Origin of the sequence: Rhizobium sp. 1399 (genome assembly GCF_031455475.1) — a bacterium.
Lineage (GTDB): Bacteria > Pseudomonadota > Alphaproteobacteria > Rhizobiales > Rhizobiaceae > Rhizobium.
This window is the reverse complement of record NZ_JAVDSU010000002.1, coordinates 476,034-499,943: the sequence shown is the minus strand read 5'-3', so window position 1 is coordinate 499,943 and position 23,910 is coordinate 476,034. Positions and strand designations below refer to the sequence as shown.

Sequence of the window (23,910 nt, the reverse complement as noted above, 5' to 3'; positions counted from 1 at the left end):
TTGGCGCGCACACTGTCAGCCGACGATCAAAAAGAAAAATAGGATATTCGGAACTGGTGCTTTGAAAAAAGCGAGCCTAGCTCTGGCTGGTGCGACGCAGATTGAGGATCGGAGCTTCCATGCCGGGCACGTAATTGTCGGAAATGAGATTGCTGCAATGCTCTTCGAAGGTCCGTACAAGCCGGGTAGACACCTGTTGTGCGACACGGATCAGGCCGATGCGCATCGGCTTGTGTTCACCGGACAAACGAAGACTGACGAGCCGCCGGCCATCCAGCGCCGCCTTGTTCTTGGGCCGGACGTTGGCGAGCGTGTAACCATAGCGGTTGCCGACCATCGTGCGAATGACTTCCTGATGCTGGATCTGTGCGACGATATTCGGGTTGGCGCCGGCGGCCGCAAAAAGCCCTAGGAAATAATCCCGAGAGAGCGGCAGATCGAGAAGAATGAATTCATGCTCCTCGAGTTCGGCCAGCGAGATCGCGGAGCGTTCCGCCAGCGGATCGGTTTCGGCCACCTGAACGTAGGGCGGCAACTCCGCAAGCGGCGTAAACTCAAATCCCTCCGGAATCAGCAGGTCATAGGAGAGCGCGATATCTAGCTCGGCACGCTCCAGCCGCGTCAGGAGCGTTCGGTGATCGGCGACTGTGGGCCTTACGGTGACGCCGTTATAAGCGGCCTTAAAACTCTGGCTGACCTCTGGCAGCAACATCGGCGCAAAGGTCAAGAGACAGCCGAGTGACAAAGTTCCGCGGATCTGATCCGTCGCCTCAGAAGCCGCGGTGTAGAGATTTTGCACCTGCTCGATGACCGTCTTGGCTTGCAGCAACAGCTTCTGGCCGGCAGGCGTCAGCGACAATCCCTGGGCATGGCGCCTCAAGAAAAGCTGGGTGTTGAGCTCGATTTCAAGCTGGGAGATTGCGGTCGAGATGGAAGGTTGCGAAACGCGGATACGGTCCGATGCCAAAGTGATCGAACCGGCCTCGGCCGTCGCGATGAAATATTCGAGCTGACGCAGTGTGAAGCGCATTTGAGGCCCTGATGCCAAGTGTCACGCCCAAAGAGCTGACGCGTATGCCCATGCCAATGCGAAGGCTACGGAGGTCAGCTTAATATTTGCCATTTGCTAAAATGTAAATGTTCTCCCGCGCTCTGCTTTCGGCAATCCTAACCAATGCTGCAGCAAATCGTAATTTTCCGAATGCCAACCGTTCGCTAGAGCGGAACGATAGCTGACGCCGATCGGCGGGTCGTGGCGAAACAGAAAAGGGCGAGTGCATGTCAGTCGAGAAGATCCATACGCTGGTTGTCGGAGCCGGCCAGGCTGGTGTGGCGATGAGCGAGCATCTCAGTCGCAATGGCATCGACTATATCGTCCTTGAACGCGGACGCATCGCCGAACGCTGGCGTTCGATGCGCTGGGATTCGCTCGTTGCCAATGGCCCCGCCTGGCACGATCGCTTTCCCGGCATGAACTTTCCCGGCGATCCGGATGGCTTCGTGCCCAAGGACGGCGTCGCCGATTATTTCGAAGCCTATGCCGAGATGCACAAGGCGCCGATCCGCTGCGGCGTCGACGTGACCAACGTCGAACGACTTGAAGACCGCCCCGGCTTTCGCGTCGAAACATCGGATGGCGTGATCGAAGCCCTCAATGTCATCGCCGCCACCGGACCGTTCCAAAGCCCGAGCATTCCGCCCATAGTACCTGCAGACGCCGGTATTATGCAGATGCATTCGAGCGATTATCGCAATCCTTCCCAACTTGCGGAGGGCGCCGTGCTGGTGGTCGGCGCCGGCTCGTCAGGTGTCCAGATCGCCGAGGAACTGATGCTTTCGGGACGCAAGGTCTACCTTTCCGTCGGCCCGCACGACCGTCCTCCCCGGGCCTATCGCGGCCGCGACTTCGTCTGGTGGCTTGGCATTCTTGGAAAATGGGATGCACAAGCGCAGGCTCCCGGCTCCGAGCACGTGACCATTGCTGTTAGCGGTGCGGGCGGCGGCAAGACGATCGATTTCCGCCGCCTGGCTGCGCAAGGCATGGTGCTTGTCGGCATGACCGGCGCTTACAGTGACGGATCACTGTTCTTTGCCGACGATCTCGCCCGCAATCTCGATCGCGGCGACCAGAACTATCTGGCGCTGCTCGACGAGGCCGATGCCTTCGTGACGCGCAACGGCCTCGATCTACCGGAAGAACCGGATGCGCGTATGCTTGGGCCGCAAGTCGACTGCGTGACGAACCCGCTGAAGGAACTGAACTTGCAGGATGCAGGTGTCACGACGATCATCTGGGCAACGGGCTTCGTCTCCGATTACAGCTGGCTGAAGGTGAACGCTTTCGACGATGCCGGTCGCCCCAAACATCAGCGCGGCGTTTCCGCGGAAAAGGGAATCTATTTCCTTGGCCTTCCGTGGCTGTCCGGGCGAGGGTCCAGCTTCATCTGGGGCGTCTGGCACGACGCGAAACACGTGGCTGACCACATCCTGATCCAGGACAATTATCTCGCCTATGCGCCCAGGAGCTGATCAAGGCGGTGCGCCGGCATTTTGCATGAACAATCCTATGGAGAAGAGAATGGCACATACGCGCATTCGCCCGTTTAATACCAAAGAAACCTACCCGGAGCAGAACCTCGACAACGACCTCTGCCAGGCCGTTGTTGCCCGCGGCACGATGATCTTCCTGCGCGGCCAGTGCCCGCAGGATCTTGACACCGCCAAGAACATCGAAAGCCATGACCCGGTCGAGCAGACGCACAAAGTCATGCAGAACATCCGCCAGTTGGTACAGGAATCCGGCGGCCAGATGGAGCATGTTACCAAGCTGGTTGTCTATCTGACTGACGTGCGCCACCGTCAGGCGGTGTACCGGACCATGGGCGAATACATCAAGGGCGTTCACCCGGTCTGCACCGGCCTTGTCGTGGTGGCGCTGGCCAGACCGGAATGGCTCGTCGAGATCGACGCGACGGCCGTCATTCCGGACTAATATCTGAGCGATGACATTGGTCTCGTCGCTCGCCGGGACCAACCCCTGACGAAAACAATATCCCACTGTCCTGACACAGGAGTTCCCATGACCTTCTCCATCGCCGCTCGTTGTGAACAGACCGGCCAGCTCGGCGTCGCGATTTCGTCATCTTCTCCTGCTGTGGCCGCGCGGTGCGCCTGGGCTCGCGCCGGCATCGGCGCGGTTGCGACGCAGAATGTCACCAATCCAGCACTTGGCCCAAAAATGATCGAGGAACTTGCAAACGGCGTGAGCGCGGCAGATGCCGTCGCTGCGGCGCGACAGAGCGATGATTTTCCAGACTATCGCCAGTTGCTGGCAGTGGATGCGGAAGGCAGGACGGCCATTCATTCCGGCACCAACGCTCTCGGGATCTGGACGTCATTCACCGGTCATCAGTGCATTGCGGCCGGCAACTTGCTGGCAAACGACGGCGTGCCGAAGGCGATGGTCGACACGTTCGAGGCAGCGACGGGTGCTTTGGGAGACCGGCTGATCGCGGCGCTCAAGGCGGCCGTTGATGCGGGCGGCGAAGCCGGCCCGGTCCATTCGGCAGGCCTGCTTATCGTCGACAAGGAATCCTGGCCTTATGCCGAACTGCGGATCGACTGGCTTGATGGGGGCTGCCCAATATCAGCTGTAGCCCACGCATGGGCGATCTATAAACCACAAGCTGCAGATTACGTGACACGAGCACTCAACCCGCTGGCTGCTCCGTCATACGGCGTGCCTGGCGATGAGTGACCGGCTCTCCTGTCGGATGCTGTCCAGACCAAAGACACAGTTCTTGTGACGGATTAGATCCGACACGCGTGCGGCTTCTGCCTGGGTTCAGCCTTGCGCCTTTACGCGCGCCTCAGAAGCGATCGAACGCGTCACGATGCCATCGCATAATGCCGATTTTCTGAGATGTGAGCGCTGCTTGTCCGGAACCGGTGCAGCAGTTCCGCGAGGTTCTCAGTTTCCTGCGTCAGACTCTGAGCTGCAGCCGTGGTCTGTTCGACCATCGCGGCGTTTTGCTGGGTCACCTTGTCCATCTGGTCGCCGGCGGCCGAGACCTCGCGCAGGCTTGTGGCCTGCTCGCGGGCGGCCACCGCGATCTCGGCGACCGTCGCATTCATCGCGGTCACCTGCTCGACGATCTGTTCGAGCGAAACACCGGATTCGCCGACCAGTTCGACGCCCGTCTTGACCTGCATCGAGGAGGTGGAGATGAGTTCCTTGATCTCTCTTGCCGCATTGGCCGAGCGCTGGGCGAGTTCGCGCACTTCCTGGGCGACGACGGCAAAGCCCTTGCCGGCCTCACCGGCGCGTGCGGCTTCGACGCCGGCATTCAGCGCCAGCAGGTTGGTCTGGAAGGCGATCTCGTCGATGACGCCAATGATGTTGCCGATCTTCGACGAGGAGTTCTGGATTTCCGTCATCGCGGCGATGGCGCGGGAGACGATCTCACCACCCTTTTCTGCGTTGGTGCGGGCCGTCGCCACAACAGCCTGAGCGCGGCTGGCGCCTTCCGCCGTTCCGTTGAGGCCGCGGGTGACATCACTGAGCGCCGCGACCGTTTCTTCCAACGAAGCGGCCTGCTGCTCGGTACGGCGGGCGAGATCGTTAGAGGCGGTGGAGATTTCCGCAAGGCCTGACCGAATGGTCGTGACCGCGCGAATAACGGAACCGATTGCTTCTTCCAGGCTTGCGACCGAGTTGTTGAAGTGATCGCGGATCCTGACGTATCGGTGGTCGACTTCGCCGACGCGGACCGAGAGATCGCCCTTCGAGAGCGCATCCAGGCCGACCGAAATCTGGCGGAAGGCATGCTCCATCACCTGTGCATCGCTGAGGCGCTCGGCTTCCTGGCGCAGCCGCTCTTCTTCGGCGGCGAGGCGGGCGCGCTCGGCATTGGCCTCGGCGATCAGCTTGGCGCGACCGGTCTCCTGGAAGACCTTCAGCGAACGCGCCATGGCGCCGAGCTCGTGACGATGCTCGACGCCCTTGATCACGATGGTGTTGTCGCCGCGGGCAAGCCGCTCCATGGACTGCGCCATGCCGCGAACGGCGGAGGCAATCAGTCGGCCGACGAGATAGGAGAGCAGGAGGCCGATGACGATCAACAGGCCACTGATGACCAGCGTCGTGCTGGTCGCGGAGGCGACGGTTGCTTCGACTGAACCGTCCAGGTTCTTCTGCGCGCCGGTCACGCTCTCCTGCAGATCCTTGAACTCACCCGATATCTTCGGCGCGAGCACGTTGAGCTGCGTCTGCCGGATATTGCCGGATGCCTGCAGTACTTCCTTCAAATCGCTGAGACGGGCAGTGTAATTCTGCATGAGCTGGCCGGCGCCCATCAGGCGCTTCTTCTGCAGCTCGTTCTTCACCGCCTTGGCGGCGGCATCGTTGAGCGCCACCGCCTCGGCGAGCGCTGCCTGCGCCGTATCATAGGCGGCGAAATCGTCCGAATGCACGAAACGCTCGGAAAAATAGAGGCTGCGGTTCAAGGCCTCCAGCGTCTCTGCCGTCATGTGCTGCAGGGCCACGTCATTCTGGCGCCAGGCGCTGCGCATGACGTCGTTGAGTGCGATGCTGGTCCAGGGTCCGAATTCGGTGACCTTGGAAATCAGCATGTCACGTCGGGCCTGAAGGGCGACAATCTGTTCGAACGCATTGCCATAGGCGGCAATGTCCTGGCGGATTGTCGCAAGACCGGACTGCAGGTCCTTGTTATCTGCAAAACGCGGATCGCCCGCCTCGAAGGCTTTGACGCCGGCGCGGAAGCTGTCGACGACGGCCTGCGTCGGCGTGGAGCGGAAGGCTTCCGCTGACATCTGGATCTCGTGCAGTCTGTCGCTGTAATCGGAGATGGCGAGGCTCTGGCCTGCCGTGGCGCGATAAGAGGTGAAGATGGCAGCAAGCCCGTTCATGCCGGAGATCGCGCTGACGGTAAGAAGGCTCATCAACAGGATCAGCGGTACGAAGCCTGAGGTGATCTGCGCGCGGATGCCGAATTTATTCCAGAAATGCAACATGATTGGCCTCTTATGCTCACTGGCTCTTCGGCAAATATTTGGTGATGTTCTCGGGCGTCACGAGTTCGAAGGGAACGTTATTTTCGCGCGGCACCTTCTCCTTGTTGGCGAGCTTCACGGCAGCGTCGACAGCGGTCGCACCCTGCCCGACAGCGCTCTGAAGAATGGTGACGTCGAGATCGCCGGCTGCCATCGCGGCAAGCGCGTCGTCGGTCGCATCGACCCCGGCGGTGACGACGTCCTTCATCGTCATACCGGCCTTCTTCATGGCGCGGATCGCGCCGAGCGCCATCTCATCATTGTTGGCGATGACAGCGTCGAACTTGACGCCGGCCGCCAGCCATTCTTGCATCTGCTGATCGGCATAATCGCGCGACCAATAGGCGGCCTGCCGCTCGACGATCTCGAGGCCCTTGCATTCCGGCGTGGCGATGACGTCCGATATGTCCTGGGTGCGGGCACGGGCGGCCGCGTGGAAGGGTTCGCCCATCAGCACGACGACGCGGCCCTTGCCCTTGAGGAGCGCGCAGACCTGCTTCGTTTGGAGCGTCCCTGACTCCTTCTCGTTGGAGGCGACCACCACCTGATTTTCCGGCAGGTCGAGCAGGTTGGAGGGAACGTTGTTGATGTAGACCAGCGGAATGCCCGCGTCTGCCGCCATCTTGGTCATTTGCGGCCCGAGGTCGCCATCGGAGACGGCAAGGATAATGGCGTCGACCTTGTCGGCAATGAGCTTCTGGACCTGCTTCTTCTGCAGCTCATTGTCGCCCTTGGCATTTTCGGTGACGAGCTTGAGTCCTGATATCGTCTGCCCGTGGGTGACGACGCCGTTCAGCAGCGCCGTTCTGAATTTGTCGAGATCGGACATCGAGACGCCGATTGTCTGGGCGCCGGCGGCGGAGATCGACATCGCCAAGGCTATGGATGCGAGCGTGGCAGTCTTCACTAAATTCCCTCCGCGATTTGGATAGGGTCGGATCGTTACAAATCTTGGTAAATTTTACCTTGCATTCGCAGAGAGGTGGACAGGGAAATTTCCCCGCTTGCTGTGGCGCTATGGAGAGAGCGGCCTTCGCCACATCCGGACTGGCCTAGTTTTGCTGCCCGATGACAATAATCTTGTGAAAAATCCGATACTAGGGCACAATTTCCGAAGGCATCTGAAGTTGCGGCGCAGTCTCAAATCCGGCCGTCTCGCGCCGAGTGGCAGTTCGCGTCGGAGGGTCGGCGTCGATGGATCAGGGGTTTTTTCTTCTGTTCGCTGCGGTATCCGTGATCACGGCCCTGACGGTGGTCCTGGCGCGCAATCCGGTTCACAGCGCGTTGGCGCTGATGGCGTGTTTCCTGCAGGTCTCGGCAATCTTCGTCTTGCTCGAGGCACCGTTGCTCGCGGTCATCCAGATCTTCGTCTATGTCGGCGCGATCATGGTCCTGTTCCTGTTCGTGATCATGATGATCGATGTGCGCGAAGTGGTGTTGCAGCGGTTCTTGCCGGGCGGCAACCTCCCGGCTCTGGTACTGCTCGTCCTGCTCGGGGTCGAGATGCTCGTGCTGGTGCTCTGGAGCGACCGCTTTTCGCTCATGGAGCCCGTCGCCATGGGCGGCGGCGATGACATCAGGCAGCTTAGCACGGCACTTTTCGCCGACTATCTCCTACCGTTTGAAACCGCCTCCGTAATCCTGCTGGCGGCCCTGGTCGGCGCCATCATCCTGGCGCGGAAGGAGCAGGGGTGATGGTTCCGCTCTGGTGGTACATTGTGCTCGGAGTGGCCCTGTTCGTGATCGGAGCGGCGGGCGTGCTGCTCAGGCGCAATATTCTCGTCGTACTGATGTCGCTGGAGCTGCTGCTCAACTCGGTCAACATCAATTTCATCGCTTTCGGGCGTTACCATGCCGATTTCCGCGGGCAGATCTTCGCGATCTTCGTCATCGCAATCACCGCGGCAGAGGTTGCCGTCGCCCTCGGTATCCTGGTCGCCCTCGTGAGGAACAAATCCACCCTCAAGGTCGACGACGTGACGGTGATGAAAGGATAGCGGCTTTGGACCCGGTTGTATCGATCCGGCCGTTGCTTGCCATCACCGTCGCCGGTCTGGCGGCCCTTGCAGTTCTCCTTTTGAACAACCGCGAGAGACTTCGCGATCTGGTCTCGCCGTTGGCCGCGATCGCCATGTTCGCGATTGTCGTGTCGATGGCGCCCACGGTGCTGGCGGGCGGGACGGTCGAATTGCGCCTGTTCGAGACTGTGCCGGGGATCGACTTTGCTTTCCGGGTCGATGCGCTCGGCATGGTGTTTGCCACCGTCTCGTCGCTGCTGTGGATCGTGGCGGCGATCTATTCCATCGGCTACATGCGGCATCTGAACGAGCATGCGCAGACCCGGTTCTTCGCCTGCTTCGCCAGCAGTCTTGCGGCCGCCGCCGGGGGCGCCTTCGCCGCCAATCTGTTTACGCTGGTGATCTTCTACGAAGTGCTCAGCCTCGTTACCTATCCGCTCGTCTACCACCACGAGGACGAAGAGGGATGGCGGGGCAGCCGCAAGTACCTCGTCTATCTGATGGGTGCCTCGAAAAGCGCGCTGCTCGCCGCACTGGCGCTGACCTATCATATTGCGGGATCGCTCGACTTTGTCGCGGGGGGACTGCTGGCGGGGAGCAATGCCTCGGCGGCGCTGCTGACGGTCGTCTATTTCTGCTATCTTTTCGGCTTCGCCAAGGCCGCCGTAATGCCGATGCACGCCTGGCTGCCCGCCGCGATGGTCGCGCCGACACCGGTCAGCGCGCTTTTGCATGCAGTGGCAGTGGTCAAGATGGGCGTGTTCTGCGTGCTGCGGGTGGTGTTCCATGTCTTCGGCACGGAACTAGTGGGCGGGCTCGGCCTCGGCATCGCCACGGCCTATCTGGCTTCGTTCACGATCCTGATGGCATCGGTTTACGCCCTGACGCGAGACGACCTGAAGGCCAGGCTCGCCTATTCGACGGTCAGCCAGCTCTCCTACATCGTGCTGGGCGCGGTTCTGTTGTCGCCGGTCGCGATGGTCGGCGGGATTATCCACATCGCGGCGCACGCATTCTCCAAGATCACGCTCTTTTTCTGCGCCGGGTCGATCTATTGCGCGTCGGGCAAGCGTAACATCAGCGACATGGCCGGTATCGGCCGCAGGCTGCCCTGGACGATGGGAGCATTCTTCGTCGCCTCGCTCAGCATGATTGGCGTGCCGCCCACTGCCGGCTTCGTCAGCAAGTGGTATCTGGCGGAGGGCGCCGTGGCGGCAGGAGAGACCGCGTTCCTGGTCGTGCTCCTGGTGAGTTCGATCCTGAACGCCGCCTATTTCCTGCCGGTCAGCTATGCCGCCTTCTTCCAGGCGGAGAGGAAAGAGGAGAGCCGGACCACGGTCCGTGAAATTCCGTTGGTCACGATTCCATTGGTCGCAACGGCGATCCTGTCGGTGCTGATGGGCATTTTCCCGGGCTATTTTCTCACCCTGGCAGACGGAGTGATCCGATGATCAAGCGTGTCGTCGACTTCTTTGGTGACGAGCAATATGCGAGGCCGCGACGCCGACTGTTCTACCTGGCGCTCGTCCTGATCGTCCTCGCCGACTTTCTGGTCTTGCGCGAACATGCCGAATATCTGTGGGACAGCCTGCCGGGTTGGTCGGCCGTCTACGGCTTCGTTTCCTGCGTCCTGCTTATCTTCGTTTCCAAGTTTCTCGGCCATCGGGTCGGGCTGATGCGGCGCGAGGACTATTATGACTGACTTCATCCATCCGGCTCTGCTCTTTATTCTTGGCGCCCTGCCGATCCCGTTCCTCAGCGGGTCGATCCGCAAGGCCTATCTGCTTCTGATCCCGGCGCTCGCGATCCTTGCCGTACTTGCGATGGAGCCGGGCAGCTATGGTGAAGCGCGGTTCATCGGGCAGGAGGTCCTGATTGCGAAGGTGGACAAGCTCAGCATCGTCTTCGCCACCGTTTTCACCATCATGGCGCTGATCGGCATGGTCTACGCGCTGCACCTGACGGATGCCGGCCAGCACGTAGCGGCATTCGTCTATGTCGGCAGCGCGCTTGGCGTGGTGTTTGCCGGTGACTATCTGACCCTCTACCTGTTCTGGGAGGGCATGGCATTCGCTTCCGCCTATCTGGTCTTTGCGCAGCGTGGTGGGCCGGCGATCCGGGCCGGCTTCCGCTATCTCATGGTCCATATCACCGGCGGCGTCGTCCTGCTCGGCGGCATCATTTCCCACGGGCTCGCCACCGGTTCACTGCTTTTCGGTCCGATCGCGGGGGACCTCACCAACGGGGGAATGGGGGGCGGCGACTACCTGATCCTCGCCGGCTTCATCCTCAACGCGGCCGTGCCGCCGCTCAATGCCTGGCTGACCGATGCCTATCCGGAGGCGACCGTCACCGGGGCGGTGTTCATGAGCGCGTTTACCACCAAGACTGCCGTCTATGTGCTGGCGCGGGCGTTTCCGGGGACCGAGCTCCTGGTCTGGCTCGGCACCATCATGGCGCTCTACGGCGTCATCTACGCGGTGCTGGAGAACGATTGCCGGCGGCTTCTCGCCTATCACATCGTCAGCCAGGTGGGCTATATGATCGCGGGTATCGGCATCGGGACCGAAATGGCGGTGAATGGAGCCGCCAGCCACGCCTTCGCGCATATCCTCTATAAGGCGCTGCTGTTCATGGGTGCCGGGGCAGTCATCTACGTCACCGGCCGACGCAAGCTCACCGAGCTCGGCGGGCTTTACAAGACCATGCCGCTGACCGTGGCGCTTTACATGGTCGGCGCCTTGGCGATCTCGGCCTTCCCGTTCTTCTCGGGTTTCGTCACCAAATCGATGGTGATAGCGGCTGCAGGAGCGGATCACCGCGCGCTGGTGGTGCTGGCGCTGACGATGGCATCGTCCGGGACGTTCCTGCACACCGGCCTCAAGCTGCCCTATTACATGTTCTTCGGGACGGACCGGAAACTGGAGGCGCGGGAGCCGCCGAGCAACATGCTGATTGCCATGGGCATGGCGGCAATACTCTGCATTGCGATCGGCGTGTTCCCCCAGCCGCTTTATGCGCTTCTGCCCTATCCGGTGGATTTCGAACCCTATACGGGCTCGCATGTCATGGAGAGCCTCGGCCTGCTGATGTTCACCGCCCTGGGGTTCGTGCTTTTCCTCTGGGCGCTCGATCCCGAGAACACGATCAGCCTCGACACCGACTGGTTTTACCGCAAGGGTGCGCGGGCCTTCATGTGGCTCGCCGAAAGGCCGCTGGCGCGCTATGAGCAGGTGGCGAGCAATGTCTCCGAGACCGCAGCGATGCCCTTGCTGCACGGCGCCGCGCGGGCAGGACTCCGGCTCGATCTTTTCGGCGTGGATGCCGTCGTGAACGGCGTCGCCCACTCGATCCTGCAGAGCGGCGGACGGCTCAGGCGGCTCCAGACGGGTGTCGTGACCCATTACGTGCTGGCGATGGTCGTCGGTCTGATCGCAGCCACCGTCGTCTTCGTCGTGGCGTGGCGGTAGGGGGTGCCATGGGCTTCCCGCTGCTGAGCCTCATCATATTCACACCGGTCGCCGGGGCCGCGGTCCTGATGTTCCTGCGCGCTGACGATGCGGCGCGGTGGACTGCGCTCTCTTTCACCGTCCTCGACCTTGCTCTCTGCATCGCCATGCTGGTCGGCTTCGACACCACGACCCATGCCATGCAGTTCACCGAAACGCGCCCGTGGGTGCCCGCGCTCGGGATCAATTATGCGCTTGGCATCGACGGAATCAGCGCGCTCTTCGTCTTCCTGACCGCACTGTTGGGGTCGATCTGCGTGCTCGCCTCCTGGGTCGCGATCGACCGCAAGGTGAAGGAATTCATGATCTGCCTGCTCTCCATGCAGGCGCTGATGCTCGGGGTCTTCTGCGCGCTCGATCTGTTCCTCTTCTACGTCTTTTGGGAGGCTATGCTGATCCCGATGTACCTCATCATCGGCGTCTGGGGCGGCGAGGGTCGGGTCTATGCGGCGATCAAGTTTTTCCTCTACACGCTGGCGGGCAGCCTCCTATTCCTGATCGGTGTCATCGTGCTCTATTTCTACGGTGGCAGGACCTTCGATATCCTCGCTTTGACAGAGCAGGACTTGCCGTTCCGGATCCAGTCCTGGCTGTTCTTCGCCTTCCTGATCGCTTTTGCGGTCAAGGTGCCGATGGTGCCGGTCCATACCTGGCTGCCGGACGCCCATGTGCAGGCGCCGACGGCGGGCAGCATTATCCTCGCCGGCGTGCTCCTGAAGATGGGCGCCTACGGATTCCTGCGGTTCTCGCTGCCGATGCTGCCGGAGGCATCGATGTATTATTCGACGCTGATGCTGGCGCTTTCGGTGCTTGCGATCGTCTATGGCGGGTTGCTCGCGCTGGCGCAGGACGATCTGAAGAAGCTGGTCGCCTATTCCAGCATCAGCCACATGGGCTTCGTGACGCTCGGGATTTTTGCGCTGAACCTCCGTGGGCTCGAGGGCGGTATCCTGCAGATGTTCAATCATGGCGTGACGACAGGCGCCCTATTCCTCTTCGTCGGGCTGATTTACGAGCGGACCCATACCCGCAGCATCGCCGACTATGGCGGGCTGATGAAAGTGGCGCCGGTCTACACCACGTTTCTGGCACTGTTTACCCTGTCGTCGATGGCGCTGCCGGGAACGAATTCGTTCGTCGGCGAGTTGCTGGTGCTGTCAGGCGGGTTTGCCGCCAACCTGGTCGCCGGCTCGGCCGCCGTTTTGGGCGCGTTGCTGGGGGCTGCCTATCTGCTTGGCATGTATGGGAAAGTCGCGCTCGGCCCGACCAGCGTCGGCGCCGGGTTGACGATACGCGACGTGAACGCACGTGAGATGGCTGCGATCCTGCCGCTGGCCGTCTTCGTACTTTGGGTTGGGCTCTATCCGAAACCCTTTCTCAACGTCATCGATGCCTCGGTGAAGCATCTGCTGACGCAGGTGCAAAGTAGGGGGAGCGGCCCATGACCGCCGCCACGCTTTTCCAGTCGGCCCTGGCGAGCCTGCCCGAGATCGTGGTGATCACTGGCGCCTGCATCCTGCTGATCCTGGGACAGTTTGTGCGAAAGGGACAGGAACATTTCCTTGTCTGGGCGTCGGTCGCGGTCGTGTTGATTGCCGCCTTGGCGACACTCATGCTGGCGAGCGAGGTGCGGCCGGCCTACACGGGCATGTTCCTCGCCGACCGCTTCGCGGTCTTCTTCAAGTTCGTCTTCTACTTGGCCACCGTTCTGACATTCCTCCTTTCGCGAAAATATGCCGATATCGAAGGGATCGGCAGCAGCGAATACTATGTCCTGCTGCTCTTTGCGCTTTCGGGCATGATGATCATGGCCTCGGCGACCGATCTCCTGTCGATCTATGTGGGCATCGAACTGATGGTGATTTGCACCTATGTGCTGACCGGTTTCCTGCGGCGTGAGCGGCGGTCGAACGAAGCAGCACTGAAATACGTAATCCTTGGCGCGGTCTCGACCGGGATTTTCCTTTACGGCGTTTCGCTGGTCTACGGGCTCACAGGCACAACGCAATTGGACGGGATGGCTGCGGCCGTGACCGGCGATCGGCTCGATCCCGGATTGTTGCTGGCGGTGGTCTTCATCGTCGCGGGGCTGGTCTTCAAGGTCGGCGCGGTTCCCTTCCATATGTGGCTGCCGGACGTCTATGAAGGCGCGCCGACGACGATCACCGCCTTCATGTCGGTAGGCCCCAAGGCGGCGGGGTTCGCGGTGATCCTGCGGGTGTTCCTCAACCCTCTGGTCGCAGCCTCGGACGTCTGGATCATCCTCGCCGTCATTGCGGTGGTGACCATGGCGCTCGGCAGCTTCGTGGCGCTGGTCCAGGATAATTTCAAGCGTCTCCTGGCCTATTCCAGCATCGCCCATGCCGGCTTCGCCATTTTCGGCGTGGCCGCCGGCGGTGCCGATGGGATCGCCAGCGTGATGCTCTATCTGCTGATCTACGCTTTCATGAATCTCGGCATTTTCGCCGCCGTCATCATGATGCGGAACGGCGATTTCTCGGGCGAGGTCATCGAAGACTATGCGGGTTTCGCCAAGTCACATCCAGGGCTGGCGCTTCTGATGCTGCTCTATCTCTTCTCGCTGGCCGGCATTCCGCCGACGGCCGGGTTCTTCGCCAAGTTTTACGTGCTGGTCGCCCTCGTCGAGCGTGGTTTCGTCATGCTGGCGGTAATCGCAGTGCTGCTCAGCGCCGTCGCCGCCTATTTCTACATCCGCATCGTCATGGTGATCTACATGCGCGAGCCGAAGAGGGCCTTCGCCCCGGCGCTGACGCCTCTGGTGGGTGCGACACTCGCCGTCACCGCCGCCGGCACCATCGGCATTGGCCTGTTTCCGTCGTGGTTTCTGAAGCTCGCCCAAGGATCGGTCTTTGGTGGGTGAGCGATTGGATTTGCAATGATCACACCGACGGAATAGACTTGAACGCGGAGGAAGGATTGCCCAAGTCGCGCCGCGGCGGACCGATTTACCGGTTCGGGACGAGGTCGGTGGGCAACCGGTGCAGTGATATGACTGCAATGGAATTCTTGCCCGTTCTTTTCATGGTCGCCGGAGTCGTTCTGGTGGTCGGGGTGACGTTGTTCGTTTCCTCGCTGCTGCGCCCATCCAATCCCTACCCCGCCAAGAATATGCCCTATGAATGCGGCATGGATGCAGCGGGCGAGGCGGCGGCGGGCCGCTTCAGGGTGCCGTTCTTTATCCTCGCGATCCTGCTGGTCGTTTTCGATGTCGAAGCGATGTTCCTCTTTCCCTGGGCCGTCGTCCTGAAAGAGATCGGGCTGGTCGGCTATATCGAGATGATCGTCTTCATGGTGCTGCTTCTCGTGGGCTTCGCCTACGCCTGGCTGAAAGGAGCGCTGGAATGGGAGGCGTAAACAACGCGATCCGCGACAGCGTGCTGTTCACCACGGCTGACAGCATCATCAGTTGGAGCCGGAGATCGGCGCTGTGGCCGGAGACCTTCGGCATTGCCTGCTGCGCCATCGAGATGATCTCGGCCGGTTGCGCCCGCTACGATCTCGACCGGTTCGGCGTGGTGTTCCGCCCTTCGCCGAGACAATCCGACGTCATGATCATCGCCGGCACCGTGACCCGGAAATTCGCGCCCGTCGTGCGGCGGCTCTATGACCAGATGCCGGAACCGCGCTGGGTGATCGCCATGGGCACCTGCGCTATTTCGGGCGGGGTCTACAACACCTATGCCGTGGTGCAGGGATCGGAAACCTTCGTGCCCGTCGATGTGCATGTGCCTGGCTGTCCGCCCCGGCCCGAGGCGCTGATGCACGGCTTCCTCCTGCTTCAAGAAAAGATCAAGAGATCCCGGGCGCTCGCCGGCACACCTCTGGATCGGGTCATAGCGTCATGAGTGCGCAGCCCTCCCTCAATCGCGCTCCGATCATGGAGCGCTTCGGAGAAACAATCGAGGACCTCGGCACTGCGCACGGTATCGACGCCTTTGCCGTTCCGCCCGGAGGGATCGTCGAGTTCTGCCGGTTCCTGAAAGAGCATCCGGCGCTGCAATTCAACTTCCTCTCGGACATTTGCGGGGTTGATCACTATCCCGAAATGCCGCGGTTCGAGGCGGTCTACCATCTTTATTCGCTGCCCAACAGGTGGCGGGTCCGCATCAAGTGCCGGCTTGGCGATCCTCCTGAAGTGCCTTCGGTCACGGGGGTCTGGCGCACCGCCAACTGGCATGAGCGTGAGGCCTGGGACATGTATGGCATCCGGTTCCAGGGACATCCCGATCTGCGCCGGATCTACATGTGGGAAGGCTTCGAGGGCTTTCCCCAGCGCAAGGATTTCCCCTTAAGGGGCTATAAGGACCAGTTGAACCCCTTCGGTGCCGAAGGTCCGCCGCCAACGCAGCCCGACCTTGCCACCAGGGACATTCCGTAAGGAGGCCGTTCTACGCCGGAACGTTGAGATGACCGAAGTCACCGAGCTCAGCAGGCCTGAGGGCGAAGCGCTCAATACCAGGGAAGTGCTTCTCAACCTCGGTCCGCAGCACCCCAGCACGCATGGGGTTCTTCGGCTCGTCCTCCAACTGGACGGCGAGTTCGTCGAGCGCGTCGATCCGCATATCGGCTACCTTCATCGCGGCACCGAAAAACTGGCGGAGAGCTTCACCTATACCCAGATTTTCCCGCTGACGGACCGGCTCGACTATCTCTGTCCGCCCTCGAACAACCTGGCCTTCGCGCTGGCGGTGGAGAAACTCCTCGGCATAGAAGCACCGATCCGAGCGCAATATATCCGCGTGATGATGGCCGAGCTGGCACGGATCTCCGGTCACCTCCTGATCACCGGCGCGCTGCCGATGGATCTCGGCGCCATGACCGCGCTGCTTTACGTCATGCGCGAGCGCGAAATGATCATGGACCTCCTGGAAATGATCACCGGTGCGCGCATGCACACGTCCTTCTGCCGGGTCGGCGGGGTGCGCGAGGACCTGCCTGACGGGTTCTTCCCGAAGATCCGGGAGTTTTGCGACATCTTCCCGAACCGGATCCGCGACTATGAGCGACTGCTCGAAGATAACCGGGTGTTTCTCAATCGCACGAAGGGGATCGGCGTGATCTCTGCCGAAGATGCTGTCGATCTCGGCCTCAGCGGCCCGAACCTGCGTGCTTCCGGTGTCGACTGGGACATCCGGCGCGATGAGCCCTACGAGATCTACGACCGGCTCGATTTCAACGTCATCACCCGTAACGAGGGCGATTGCTATGCACGCTGGCGATGCCGCGTCGACGAGATGCGCGAAAGCATGAGGATCATCGAACAATGCATCGACCAGATGCCTGAGGGCCCGTTCCAGATCGACAATCCGACAATCGCCTTCCCGCTCAACAAGGATCGGGTGCACTGCTCGATGGAGGCGCTGATCCAGCATTTCGACCTGTCTGCCTACGGCTTCAAGGTGCCGAAGGGCGAGGTCTATTCAGCGATCGAGGCGCCAAAGGGCGAGCTTGGCTTCTACATCATCAGCGACGGGTCGCCAAAACCGTTCCGCATGAAGGTGCGGGCACCCTCGTTCGTCAATCTTCAGGCTCTCTTCGGGGTCACCAACGCCCGCTATCTGGCGGACATGATCGCCGTGCTCGGCAGCCTCGACCCTGTGATGGCGGAGGTGGACAAGTAGCAAGGATTTGATGCGATGACCATGCGCGAAAAGATCCAAGAGGCGGCGGCGCGCTATCCCGACCAGCGTTCTGCGATCATGCCCGCGCTGCTGATCGCGCAGGAAGAACATGGCCATCTGCCTGGGCCGGTGTTGGAAGAGGTCGCCGACATTCTCAAGGTCGAGCGGATCTGGGTCTACGAGTTGGCGACTTTCTACACCCTTTTCCACACCGAGCCGGTGGGGATGTTCCACCTGCAGCTCTGTAACAATGTTTCCTGCATGCTGTGCGGATCAGAGGAGCTGCTAAACCACCTGGAAACGGTGCTGGGGATCAGGAAAGGCGACACCACCCCGGACGGGCTGTTCACGCTTTCGACCGTCGAATGCCTCGGCGCCTGCGAGATGGCTCCGGTGATGCAAGTCGGCGACGATTACCACGCCAACCTTGATGTGGCGCGGATAAACGCACTGTTGGGCAGCCTGCGGGCGACAGTGGGAGCGCCGAGCGTCGAGCACGCCTCCGCGCGGCTGCCGGGGGAGTAGCGCCATGTTCGAGCCGGTTCTTCTCAAAAATGTCGATGTGGCCGACAGTCATTTGGTGTCGACCTACGAGGCTGGCGGCGGCTACCAGGCGCTGGAAAAGGCGCTGCGCGCGTACACGCCTGACGAGGTTGTCGACCTCGTCAAACGGTCCAACCTGCGCGGTCGCGGCGGTGCCGGATTCCCAACGGGCATGAAATGGGGTTTCGTGCCGAAGCGCACCGGCAAGCCGACATATCTGTGCTGCAACGCCGATGAGGGCGAGCCAGGCACGTTCAAGGACCGGATCATCATGGAGCGCGACCCGCATCAACTGATCGAGGGGCTGGCGGTCAGTGCATATGCGATTGGGGCAGAAACCGCCTATGTCTACATTCGCGGAGAATATGTGACGGCGACCCGTCGTCTGGAGCAGGCGATCGCCGAGGCACACGCAAAGGGCTATCTCGGAAAGCGCATTCTGGGCTCCGATTTCAATTTCGCCGTACATATCCACTGCGGCGCCGGCGCCTATATCTGCGGCGAGGAGACTGCGATGCTCGAGTCGCTCGAGGGCAAGCGGGCGCAACCGCGATTGAAGCCGCCATTTCCGGCCGTGGCCGGGCTCTACGCCAGCCCGACCGTGATCAACAATGTCGAGACGCTCGCTTGCGTGCCGCATATCGTCATACGGGGGTCGGACTGGTTTCGGGGCATCGGCCCGGACAAGAGCCCCGGCCCGAAGCTCTACTGCCTCAGTGGACAGGTGCGCAAACCCGGCCTCTATGAGTTGCCGATGGGCATACCGCTGCGCGAACTGGTCGAGAACCACGCCGGCGGCGCGCTGCCGGGACGCAGAATCAAGGCGGTGATCCCGGGCGGTGTCTCAGCGCCGGTCATACCGGAGCACGGGCTGGAGGTGAGGATGGATTTCGACTCGCTGGCTGCCGCCGGCTCGATGCTCGGTTCGGCTGGCGTTATCGTCATCGACGACTCGACCTGCATGGTCAAGGTCGCCACCCGGATCATCGAATTCTTCCATCATGAGTCCTGCGGCAAGTGCACGCCATGCCGGGAAGGATTGAACTGGGTCGTGAAGGTCCTGCGCCGGATCGAGGCCGGCGAAGGTGCGCCCGGTGATCTGGAGCAGCTGGAGATGCTCTGCAAAGGCATTTTCGGCAATACGTTTTGTGCCTTGGGTGACGGGGCGGCGATGGGGTTGCGGGCGGCACTCGGCCATTTTCGCGATGAGTTCGTTGCCCATATCGAGGACCGCAGGTGTCCTTTTCACTGAAGGCGTGTGCTGCGACAGGACTGCGAGGAAGCATGGTTAGCATTACGATCGATGGACAAACGCTGGAAGTTGAGGCTGGCTCGACAGTGCTGCAGGCCGCCCAGCGTTTGGGCATCGATATCCCGACCTTCTGCTATCTGAAGCGTCTGCCGCCGCTGGCCTCCTGCCGCATGTGCCTGGTGGAGATCGAGGGGCAGCGGCGGCTGCAGCCGTCCTGCGCCACCGCCGTCACCGAGGGTATGGTGGTGCGGGCGAACACAGCTCTGATCGAGGAAACGCGCTCTTCCATGCTCGATATGCTGCTCGCCAACCACCCCCTCGATTGTCCGATCTGCGACAAGGGCGGCGAATGCGAGCTTCAGAACATGGTGATGGCCTACGGGCCCCGCGAGAGCCGATTCCGCGATGACAAGCGTGTGTTCCACTCCGAGGACATTCGTCTGAGCCCGGTCATCATCATGAACGTCAACCGCTGCATCCAGTGCCAGCGCTGTGTCCGGATGTGTGAGGAGGTCGTCGGCGCGGTCGCCCTCGGCACAATCGAAAAAGGCATGGATACCGCCGTCACCGGCTTCGAGGGCAGCCTCGCGGCTTGTGACCAGTGCGGCAATTGCGTCGAGGTCTGCCCGGTCGGCGCGCTGATGAGCTTCCCCTATCGCTACAAGGCGCGGCCTTGGGATCTCACTGAGACCGACACGGTCTGCCCGCATTGTGGCACCGGTTGCCAGCTGACGGTGGGCACACGTAAGGGCGAGTTCATGCGGGTGCGCTCGAAATGGGACGAGGGGGTCAACCGCGAAACGCTCTGCGTCCGGGGACGCTTCGGCCTCGATTTCGTCGCGAGCCGGGACCGGATCAAGCGACCGATGATCCGTCGTGATGGCGCCCTGGTTCCGGTTTCCTGGGATGAGGCTGGGGACTACCTGCGCCGGCGGCTATCGGGCGTCGAGGGCAAGGCTGCCGGCGGGCTGGCCTCGCCTCGCCTCCCCAACGAGATGCTCTATCAGTTTCAGAAGCTGATGCGGACGGCATTCCGGACCAACAACATTGATTGCTCGTCACGCTGGTCCACGCCCTTCGAAACGCTCGGCCCGCTACTGGCAGCCTTCAACAGCCGTGCACCGCTGGACGACGTGATCGGCAACGACTGCGTGCTCGTCGTCGGCGGCAATGTCACCGAGGAGAACCCGGTCACCGAATACCTGCTGCGGGATGGCGTGCGGCGGCGGCAGACCGGATTGCTCATGCTCTCGGCGCGGCCATCCCGTCTGGATGCCGATGCCAGGGTGGTGGTTCGCGTGCTGCCGGGCGGAGAAGCGGCGAGCCTTGCGGCAGTGGTGGCCGGTCTCGCAGCGGCTGTTGGTCAGGCCTTGCCGGACGACGTTCTTGCAGGCATCGCCGCGACAATCGGCAAGCCGGCGGCGGAAACCGGCATTGACGGGCCGGATCGTCTGGCCGCGGCGCTCAGGGAAGGCCGTAGCGTCACCCTGCTTGTTAGCGTCGACCTCCTGAGATCACCCGAAGCGCGCGCGACGCTGCAGCAGATCAATAACCTGCTGCAGGTTCTGCGCCTGCTCGGCAAGGGCCTGGCAATGCAGTTCCTCTTCGACCGCGCCAACCAGATGGGCGCCTGGGACATGGGAGTCCTGCCGGCCGCTCTGCCGGGGCTGCGGGCGGTCGCCGACGATGTGGCGCGCACAAGTCTTGCGCGGGACTGGGGCGCCGAAATCCCGCCTGAACCCGGCGCGGATCTCGACGCCATTCTGGAGCTCTGCGTCGGCGGGCGGATGGGCGCCCTCTACATCGTCGGAACCGACCCCCTGATCGCCTATCCCGACAGGGATTTCGTGACGCGCGCGCTTGGCGCCGCCGATCTCCTGATCGTGCAGGACGCCTTCCTCACGGATACGGCGGGCCTTGCCGAGGTCGTCCTGCCTGCGGCAGGTTACGGCGAGGAAACCGGCACGTTCACCAACAACGAGGGCCGGACCCAGACGGTCCGCAAATTCCGCGAACCCGCCTTCGAGGCGCGGAGCAATCTGGCGATCTTCGACTTCGTCGCAGCGCTCAGCAACCAGGCACTGCGGCCGTCGACGCAAGGCGAAATTTTCGACGAGATTGCACGGCTGGTTCCGGCCTATCAGGGATTGAGACAGGACGGGCTTGGCGCCGACGGCGCATTTACCAAGGCGGTGCCGACGCCACCTGTGGCCAGGTTCTTTGCGCCGCCGTCCGTCCCGGCGGAAGCCGACCGGCTCATGTTGATCACCGGCGACTGCCTGTTCCACAACGGATATCTTTCCGAACGGTCGGACATCTTAAACACGGTCGCCAATGATCCCTATGTCGCGATGAGCGCGCAGGATACCGCGCAGCTTGGCCTTTTAGATGGCGATCAGGTCATTGTGCGTTCCGCCCAGGGCGAACTGACGGCGCAGCTCAAGGTCGACAGGCGGTTTCCCAAGGGCCTCGTCTTCGTTCCGGAAAACTATCGAGCCTTGCGTCTCAACGGCTTGATGCGGCGGGGCGAATACCCATGCCCGGTGGAGGTCCACAAGGTGCATGCCACTCTTGAGGTCGACCGCACGAGCCGGATCTGGCGTGGGGTCTGAAGATTTGGGATCGCCGCGCCGCGGGCCACCCGGCAAGCTGCCCTGCCCCAGCGCCTTCACATCAAGTTGGCGACGTCAGTGATACCTGGTCCCGCAGATGTAATCCTGCAGATCCTGCTCTGTGCGCTGCGCTTCGTCGAGCCTGTGTTTAACCACGTCGCCGACACTGACCACACCGACAACGTCGCCTCCATCCATGACCAGCACATGACGCGTACGCCGCTGGGTCATGATCCCCATCGCGACGGGTAGCAAATCCCGTGTCGAACAGGTCGCCACATTGCGGTTCATGACATCCGCGACCGGCATCATCACCGCCTCGGCCCCGTATTCCGCCACCGCATTGCAGCAATCCCGCTCCGATAGCGAACCCAGGTATTCGTCGTTCGATTGGCTGACGACGACGAAGCCGATATTGTTGTCGCGAAACAGCCTCAAGACTTCCACCATCGTCTGATCGGGAGCGACAGCGATGACACCGACACCCTTGTTCTTCATGATTTCGCCGACAAGCATCTGAGCCTCCTGTCTGCGCGCTCCGGCTTGACGGATGGCGCGCGTTCACGTTCGCCGGATATTCCGCCACCAATTGTAGCCCTGCATCTCTTTCGTCTCGACGAGCACGTCCTTCTGTGTATTCAGGCGCGCAGCGACCACGCCGCCGCCGGTTTCAGCCTTGCCCGGCTTGGCGAGCAGGTCGTCGCGCCCGATCACCAGGTCACGCGAGGAAAAACTCGAAAATTCGTACTGCTGGCCAAGCGCGATTGCATCCGCTGGGCAGGCGTCCTCGCACAGCCCGCAGAACAGGCAGCGAGCCGTGTCAATCTCAAATTTTGCCGGGTGCCGGTTGCCCTTCTCGTCCTCGTAGGGAACGACTTCGATACAGTCGCAGGGACAGATCCGCGCGCAGAGTTCGCAGGCCACGCACTTGATCTCGCCCTCTTCATCACGCGTCAGGAAGTGATGCCCGCGATAGCGTGAGTAGGGTAGCCATTTTTCCGTGTCCGGATATTGCATGGTTACGGTTCTGGAGAACAGGTAGCCGAAGGTCAAAGCCAACGCATTCGCCAGATCGGCGAAGAACGCCCAGCCAATCCATGTTCCAACTCTGTCCTGCGCGCGCGACATCGCCGCCTCGCTACGGAGCCGCTACGGCCCCTAAAAGTACACCAGTTATAATTATGTTCGCCATCGACAGAGGAAGCAAGACTTTCCATCCGATCGCCATCAGTTGGTCGTAGCGGTAGCGGGGGAAAGTGAAGCGGACCCAGATAAACACGTAGACGAAGAATGCGACCTTGAGCACAAACCAGAGGAGTGGTGGCAAGGGGATTAGCACACCGTTCCAGCCGCCGAAAAACAGGATCACCACCAGGACCGATACCAGCAACACGATGGCATATTCGCTGACCATGAAAAACGCAAAGCGGATACCGCTGTACTCGGTATGGAAGCCGGCCCCGAGATCTCCCTCCGCTTCCGAAAGATCGAAGGGAATACGCTGCGCTTCGGCCAATCCGGCGACGAAGAACACGAAGAAGCCGACCGGCTGGTAGACGATGTTCCAGACATCGGTCTGGGCCCGCACGATGTCGAGCAGGCTCATGGATTGCGCCAACATGACCACCCCGATCACCGCAAACCCCATCGGAATCTCGTAGCTGATCATCTGCGCGCAGGTCCTGAGGCTGCCGAGGACCGCGTATTTGCTGTTAGCGGCCCAGCCACCGAAGATCACGCCATAGACCTCGATCCCGATCACCGCAAAGACGAAGAGTAACGCCACATTCATGTTGGAGACGTAAAGCGTGATCTCGGCGCCGAGGACCGAGATGCTTTCGCCGAAGGGGATCGCGACGAACACCACAAAGGGCGGGGTGAGCGCCAGGATTGGCGCCAGTTTGAACAGGAAGCGATCGGCCTCGGCCGGGATGTGGTCCTCCTTGGTTAAGAGCTTAATTCCGTCCGCCACCGGCTGCAGCAGCCCGTGCCACCCGACGCGCATCGGCCCCATCCGCTGCTGGATGTGCCCGGCGATCTTGCGTTCCACCCAGGTTAACGGCAACGGCAGCAGCAGCAGGATCGCAATCAGAAACGCGACCTTGAAGACAATCAGGCCAAGGGCGACGATAAGTTCCATGATCCGCGCCACTTATTCATCGGGTTGAAACATGCGACCGGACTTTGGCTCCGGCTATACATCGAGCACTATGCGCAACCGTCGGGCTACATGGTACAACGGCGACACACCGCATACAATGC

Annotated in this window: 23 protein-coding genes; 17 read left to right on the top strand and 6 right to left on the bottom strand. The window is 61.5% G+C overall.

Annotated features, from left to right (window positions below; genetic code table 11):
• Positions 1–76 precede the first annotated feature (76 nt).
• Complete coding sequence (locus J2X71_RS08405; RefSeq protein WP_310381126.1) at positions 77–1,030, bottom strand: LysR family transcriptional regulator; 954 nt, start codon at positions 1,028–1,030, stop codon at positions 77–79.
• 248 nt (positions 1,031–1,278) lie between these two features.
• Here J2X71_RS08405 and J2X71_RS08400 point away from each other — a divergent pair, with 248 nt between their 5' ends.
• The 3 genes from J2X71_RS08400 to J2X71_RS08390 all read left to right on the top strand — a co-directional run bounded on the left by J2X71_RS08400 (position 1,279) and on the right by J2X71_RS08390 (position 3,757).
• A complete protein-coding gene (locus J2X71_RS08400) occupies positions 1,279–2,529 on the top strand; it encodes an NAD(P)/FAD-dependent oxidoreductase (protein ID WP_310381123.1) in 1,251 nt (416 codons plus the stop codon).
• A 49-nt stretch (positions 2,530–2,578) separates the two neighbouring features.
• On the top strand, positions 2,579–2,992 hold the full coding sequence (locus J2X71_RS08395) for a RidA family protein (RefSeq protein ID WP_310381120.1): 414 nt from the start codon (positions 2,579–2,581) through the stop codon (positions 2,990–2,992).
• Between the two features lie 87 nt (positions 2,993–3,079).
• Positions 3,080–3,757 carry a DUF1028 domain-containing protein gene (locus J2X71_RS08390; RefSeq protein WP_310381118.1) on the top strand — a complete coding sequence of 226 codons (678 nt, stop codon included), beginning with the start codon at positions 3,080–3,082 and terminating at the stop codon, positions 3,755–3,757.
• Positions 3,758–3,888: 131 nt separating this feature from the next.
• Here the strand turns inward: J2X71_RS08390 and J2X71_RS08385 are convergent, their stop codons facing one another.
• Together J2X71_RS08385 and J2X71_RS08380 are read right to left on the bottom strand one after the other, a co-directional pair.
• Positions 3,889–6,033, bottom strand: a complete 2,145-nt coding sequence (locus J2X71_RS08385) for a methyl-accepting chemotaxis protein (protein ID WP_310381115.1) — start codon at positions 6,031–6,033, stop codon at positions 3,889–3,891.
• 16 nt (positions 6,034–6,049) lie between these two features.
• A complete protein-coding gene (locus J2X71_RS08380; protein ID WP_310381113.1) occupies positions 6,050–6,979 on the bottom strand; it encodes a substrate-binding domain-containing protein in 930 nt (309 codons plus the stop codon).
• A 287-nt stretch (positions 6,980–7,266) separates the two neighbouring features.
• Here J2X71_RS08380 and J2X71_RS08375 point away from each other — a divergent pair, with 287 nt between their 5' ends.
• The 14 genes from J2X71_RS08375 to nuoG all read left to right on the top strand — a co-directional run bounded on the left by J2X71_RS08375 (position 7,267) and on the right by nuoG (position 21,648).
• A complete protein-coding gene (locus J2X71_RS08375) occupies positions 7,267–7,767 on the top strand; it encodes an NADH-quinone oxidoreductase subunit J (RefSeq protein WP_310381110.1) in 501 nt (166 codons plus the stop codon).
• Complete coding sequence (gene nuoK, locus J2X71_RS08370; RefSeq protein WP_310381107.1) at positions 7,767–8,069, top strand: NADH-quinone oxidoreductase subunit NuoK; 303 nt, start codon at positions 7,767–7,769, stop codon at positions 8,067–8,069. The genes J2X71_RS08375 and nuoK overlap by 1 nt, the downstream gene beginning before the upstream one ends.
• A gap of 5 nt (positions 8,070–8,074) precedes the next feature.
• Positions 8,075–9,541 carry a monovalent cation/H+ antiporter subunit D family protein gene (locus tag J2X71_RS08365; RefSeq protein WP_310381102.1) on the top strand — a complete coding sequence of 489 codons (1,467 nt, stop codon included), beginning with the start codon at positions 8,075–8,077 and terminating at the stop codon, positions 9,539–9,541.
• Entirely contained in the window at positions 9,538–9,792 is a 255-nt protein-coding gene (locus tag J2X71_RS08360; RefSeq protein ID WP_310381098.1) for a hypothetical protein, read from the top strand. The genes J2X71_RS08365 and J2X71_RS08360 overlap by 4 nt, the downstream gene beginning before the upstream one ends.
• Positions 9,785–11,560, top strand: coding sequence for a Na(+)/H(+) antiporter subunit D (locus J2X71_RS08355; RefSeq protein WP_310381095.1), 1,776 nt, complete (start codon positions 9,785–9,787; stop codon positions 11,558–11,560). Before J2X71_RS08360 ends, J2X71_RS08355 begins: the two co-directional genes overlap by 8 nt.
• 8 nt (positions 11,561–11,568) lie before the next feature.
• Positions 11,569–13,044 carry an NADH-quinone oxidoreductase subunit M gene (locus J2X71_RS08350; RefSeq protein WP_310381093.1) on the top strand — a complete coding sequence of 492 codons (1,476 nt, stop codon included), beginning with the start codon at positions 11,569–11,571 and terminating at the stop codon, positions 13,042–13,044.
• Positions 13,041–14,480, top strand: a complete 1,440-nt coding sequence (locus J2X71_RS08345) for an NADH-quinone oxidoreductase subunit N (RefSeq protein ID WP_310381090.1) — start codon at positions 13,041–13,043, stop codon at positions 14,478–14,480. The genes J2X71_RS08350 and J2X71_RS08345 overlap by 4 nt, the downstream gene beginning before the upstream one ends.
• Positions 14,481–14,608: 128 nt before the next feature.
• Positions 14,609–14,974, top strand: a complete 366-nt coding sequence (locus J2X71_RS08340; RefSeq protein ID WP_037071608.1) for an NADH-quinone oxidoreductase subunit A — start codon at positions 14,609–14,611, stop codon at positions 14,972–14,974.
• The gene (locus J2X71_RS08335) at positions 14,962–15,465 is read left to right on the top strand and encodes an NADH-quinone oxidoreductase subunit B family protein (RefSeq protein ID WP_003582024.1); all 504 of its coding nucleotides are present in this window, start codon (positions 14,962–14,964) and stop codon (positions 15,463–15,465) included. The genes J2X71_RS08340 and J2X71_RS08335 overlap by 13 nt, the downstream gene beginning before the upstream one ends.
• Positions 15,462–15,998, top strand: coding sequence for an NADH-quinone oxidoreductase subunit C (locus J2X71_RS08330; protein WP_310381055.1), 537 nt, complete (start codon positions 15,462–15,464; stop codon positions 15,996–15,998). The genes J2X71_RS08335 and J2X71_RS08330 overlap by 4 nt, the downstream gene beginning before the upstream one ends.
• A gap of 28 nt (positions 15,999–16,026) precedes the next feature.
• Complete coding sequence (nuoD, locus tag J2X71_RS08325) at positions 16,027–17,241, top strand: NADH dehydrogenase (quinone) subunit D (protein ID WP_310381052.1); 1,215 nt, start codon at positions 16,027–16,029, stop codon at positions 17,239–17,241.
• Positions 17,242–17,256: 15 nt separating this feature from the next.
• On the top strand, positions 17,257–17,766 hold the full coding sequence (nuoE, locus tag J2X71_RS08320; RefSeq protein WP_310381049.1) for an NADH-quinone oxidoreductase subunit NuoE: 510 nt from the start codon (positions 17,257–17,259) through the stop codon (positions 17,764–17,766).
• Between the two features lie 4 nt (positions 17,767–17,770).
• Positions 17,771–19,036 (top strand): NADH-quinone oxidoreductase subunit NuoF, encoded by a 1,266-nt coding sequence (nuoF, locus tag J2X71_RS08315; protein WP_310381046.1) that lies wholly within the window; start codon positions 17,771–17,773, stop codon positions 19,034–19,036.
• A gap of 32 nt (positions 19,037–19,068) precedes the next feature.
• Entirely contained in the window at positions 19,069–21,648 is a 2,580-nt protein-coding gene (nuoG, locus tag J2X71_RS08310; protein WP_310381045.1) for an NADH-quinone oxidoreductase subunit NuoG, read from the top strand.
• Between the two features lie 75 nt (positions 21,649–21,723).
• On the opposite strand, the gene J2X71_RS08305 is transcribed toward nuoG, so the two are convergent.
• Genes J2X71_RS08305 through nuoH form a run of 3 tightly spaced genes read right to left on the bottom strand, consistent with a single transcriptional unit; the run spans position 21,724 to position 23,788 of the window.
• Positions 21,724–22,164, bottom strand: coding sequence for a CBS domain-containing protein (locus tag J2X71_RS08305; RefSeq protein WP_037108634.1), 441 nt, complete (start codon positions 22,162–22,164; stop codon positions 21,724–21,726).
• A 45-nt stretch (positions 22,165–22,209) separates the two neighbouring features.
• Positions 22,210–22,776, bottom strand: coding sequence for an NADH-quinone oxidoreductase subunit I (locus J2X71_RS08300; protein WP_310381040.1), 567 nt, complete (start codon positions 22,774–22,776; stop codon positions 22,210–22,212).
• Positions 22,777–22,786: 10 nt separating this feature from the next.
• A complete protein-coding gene (gene nuoH, locus J2X71_RS08295; protein ID WP_310381038.1) occupies positions 22,787–23,788 on the bottom strand; it encodes an NADH-quinone oxidoreductase subunit NuoH in 1,002 nt (333 codons plus the stop codon).
• Positions 23,789–23,910 lie beyond the last annotated feature (122 nt).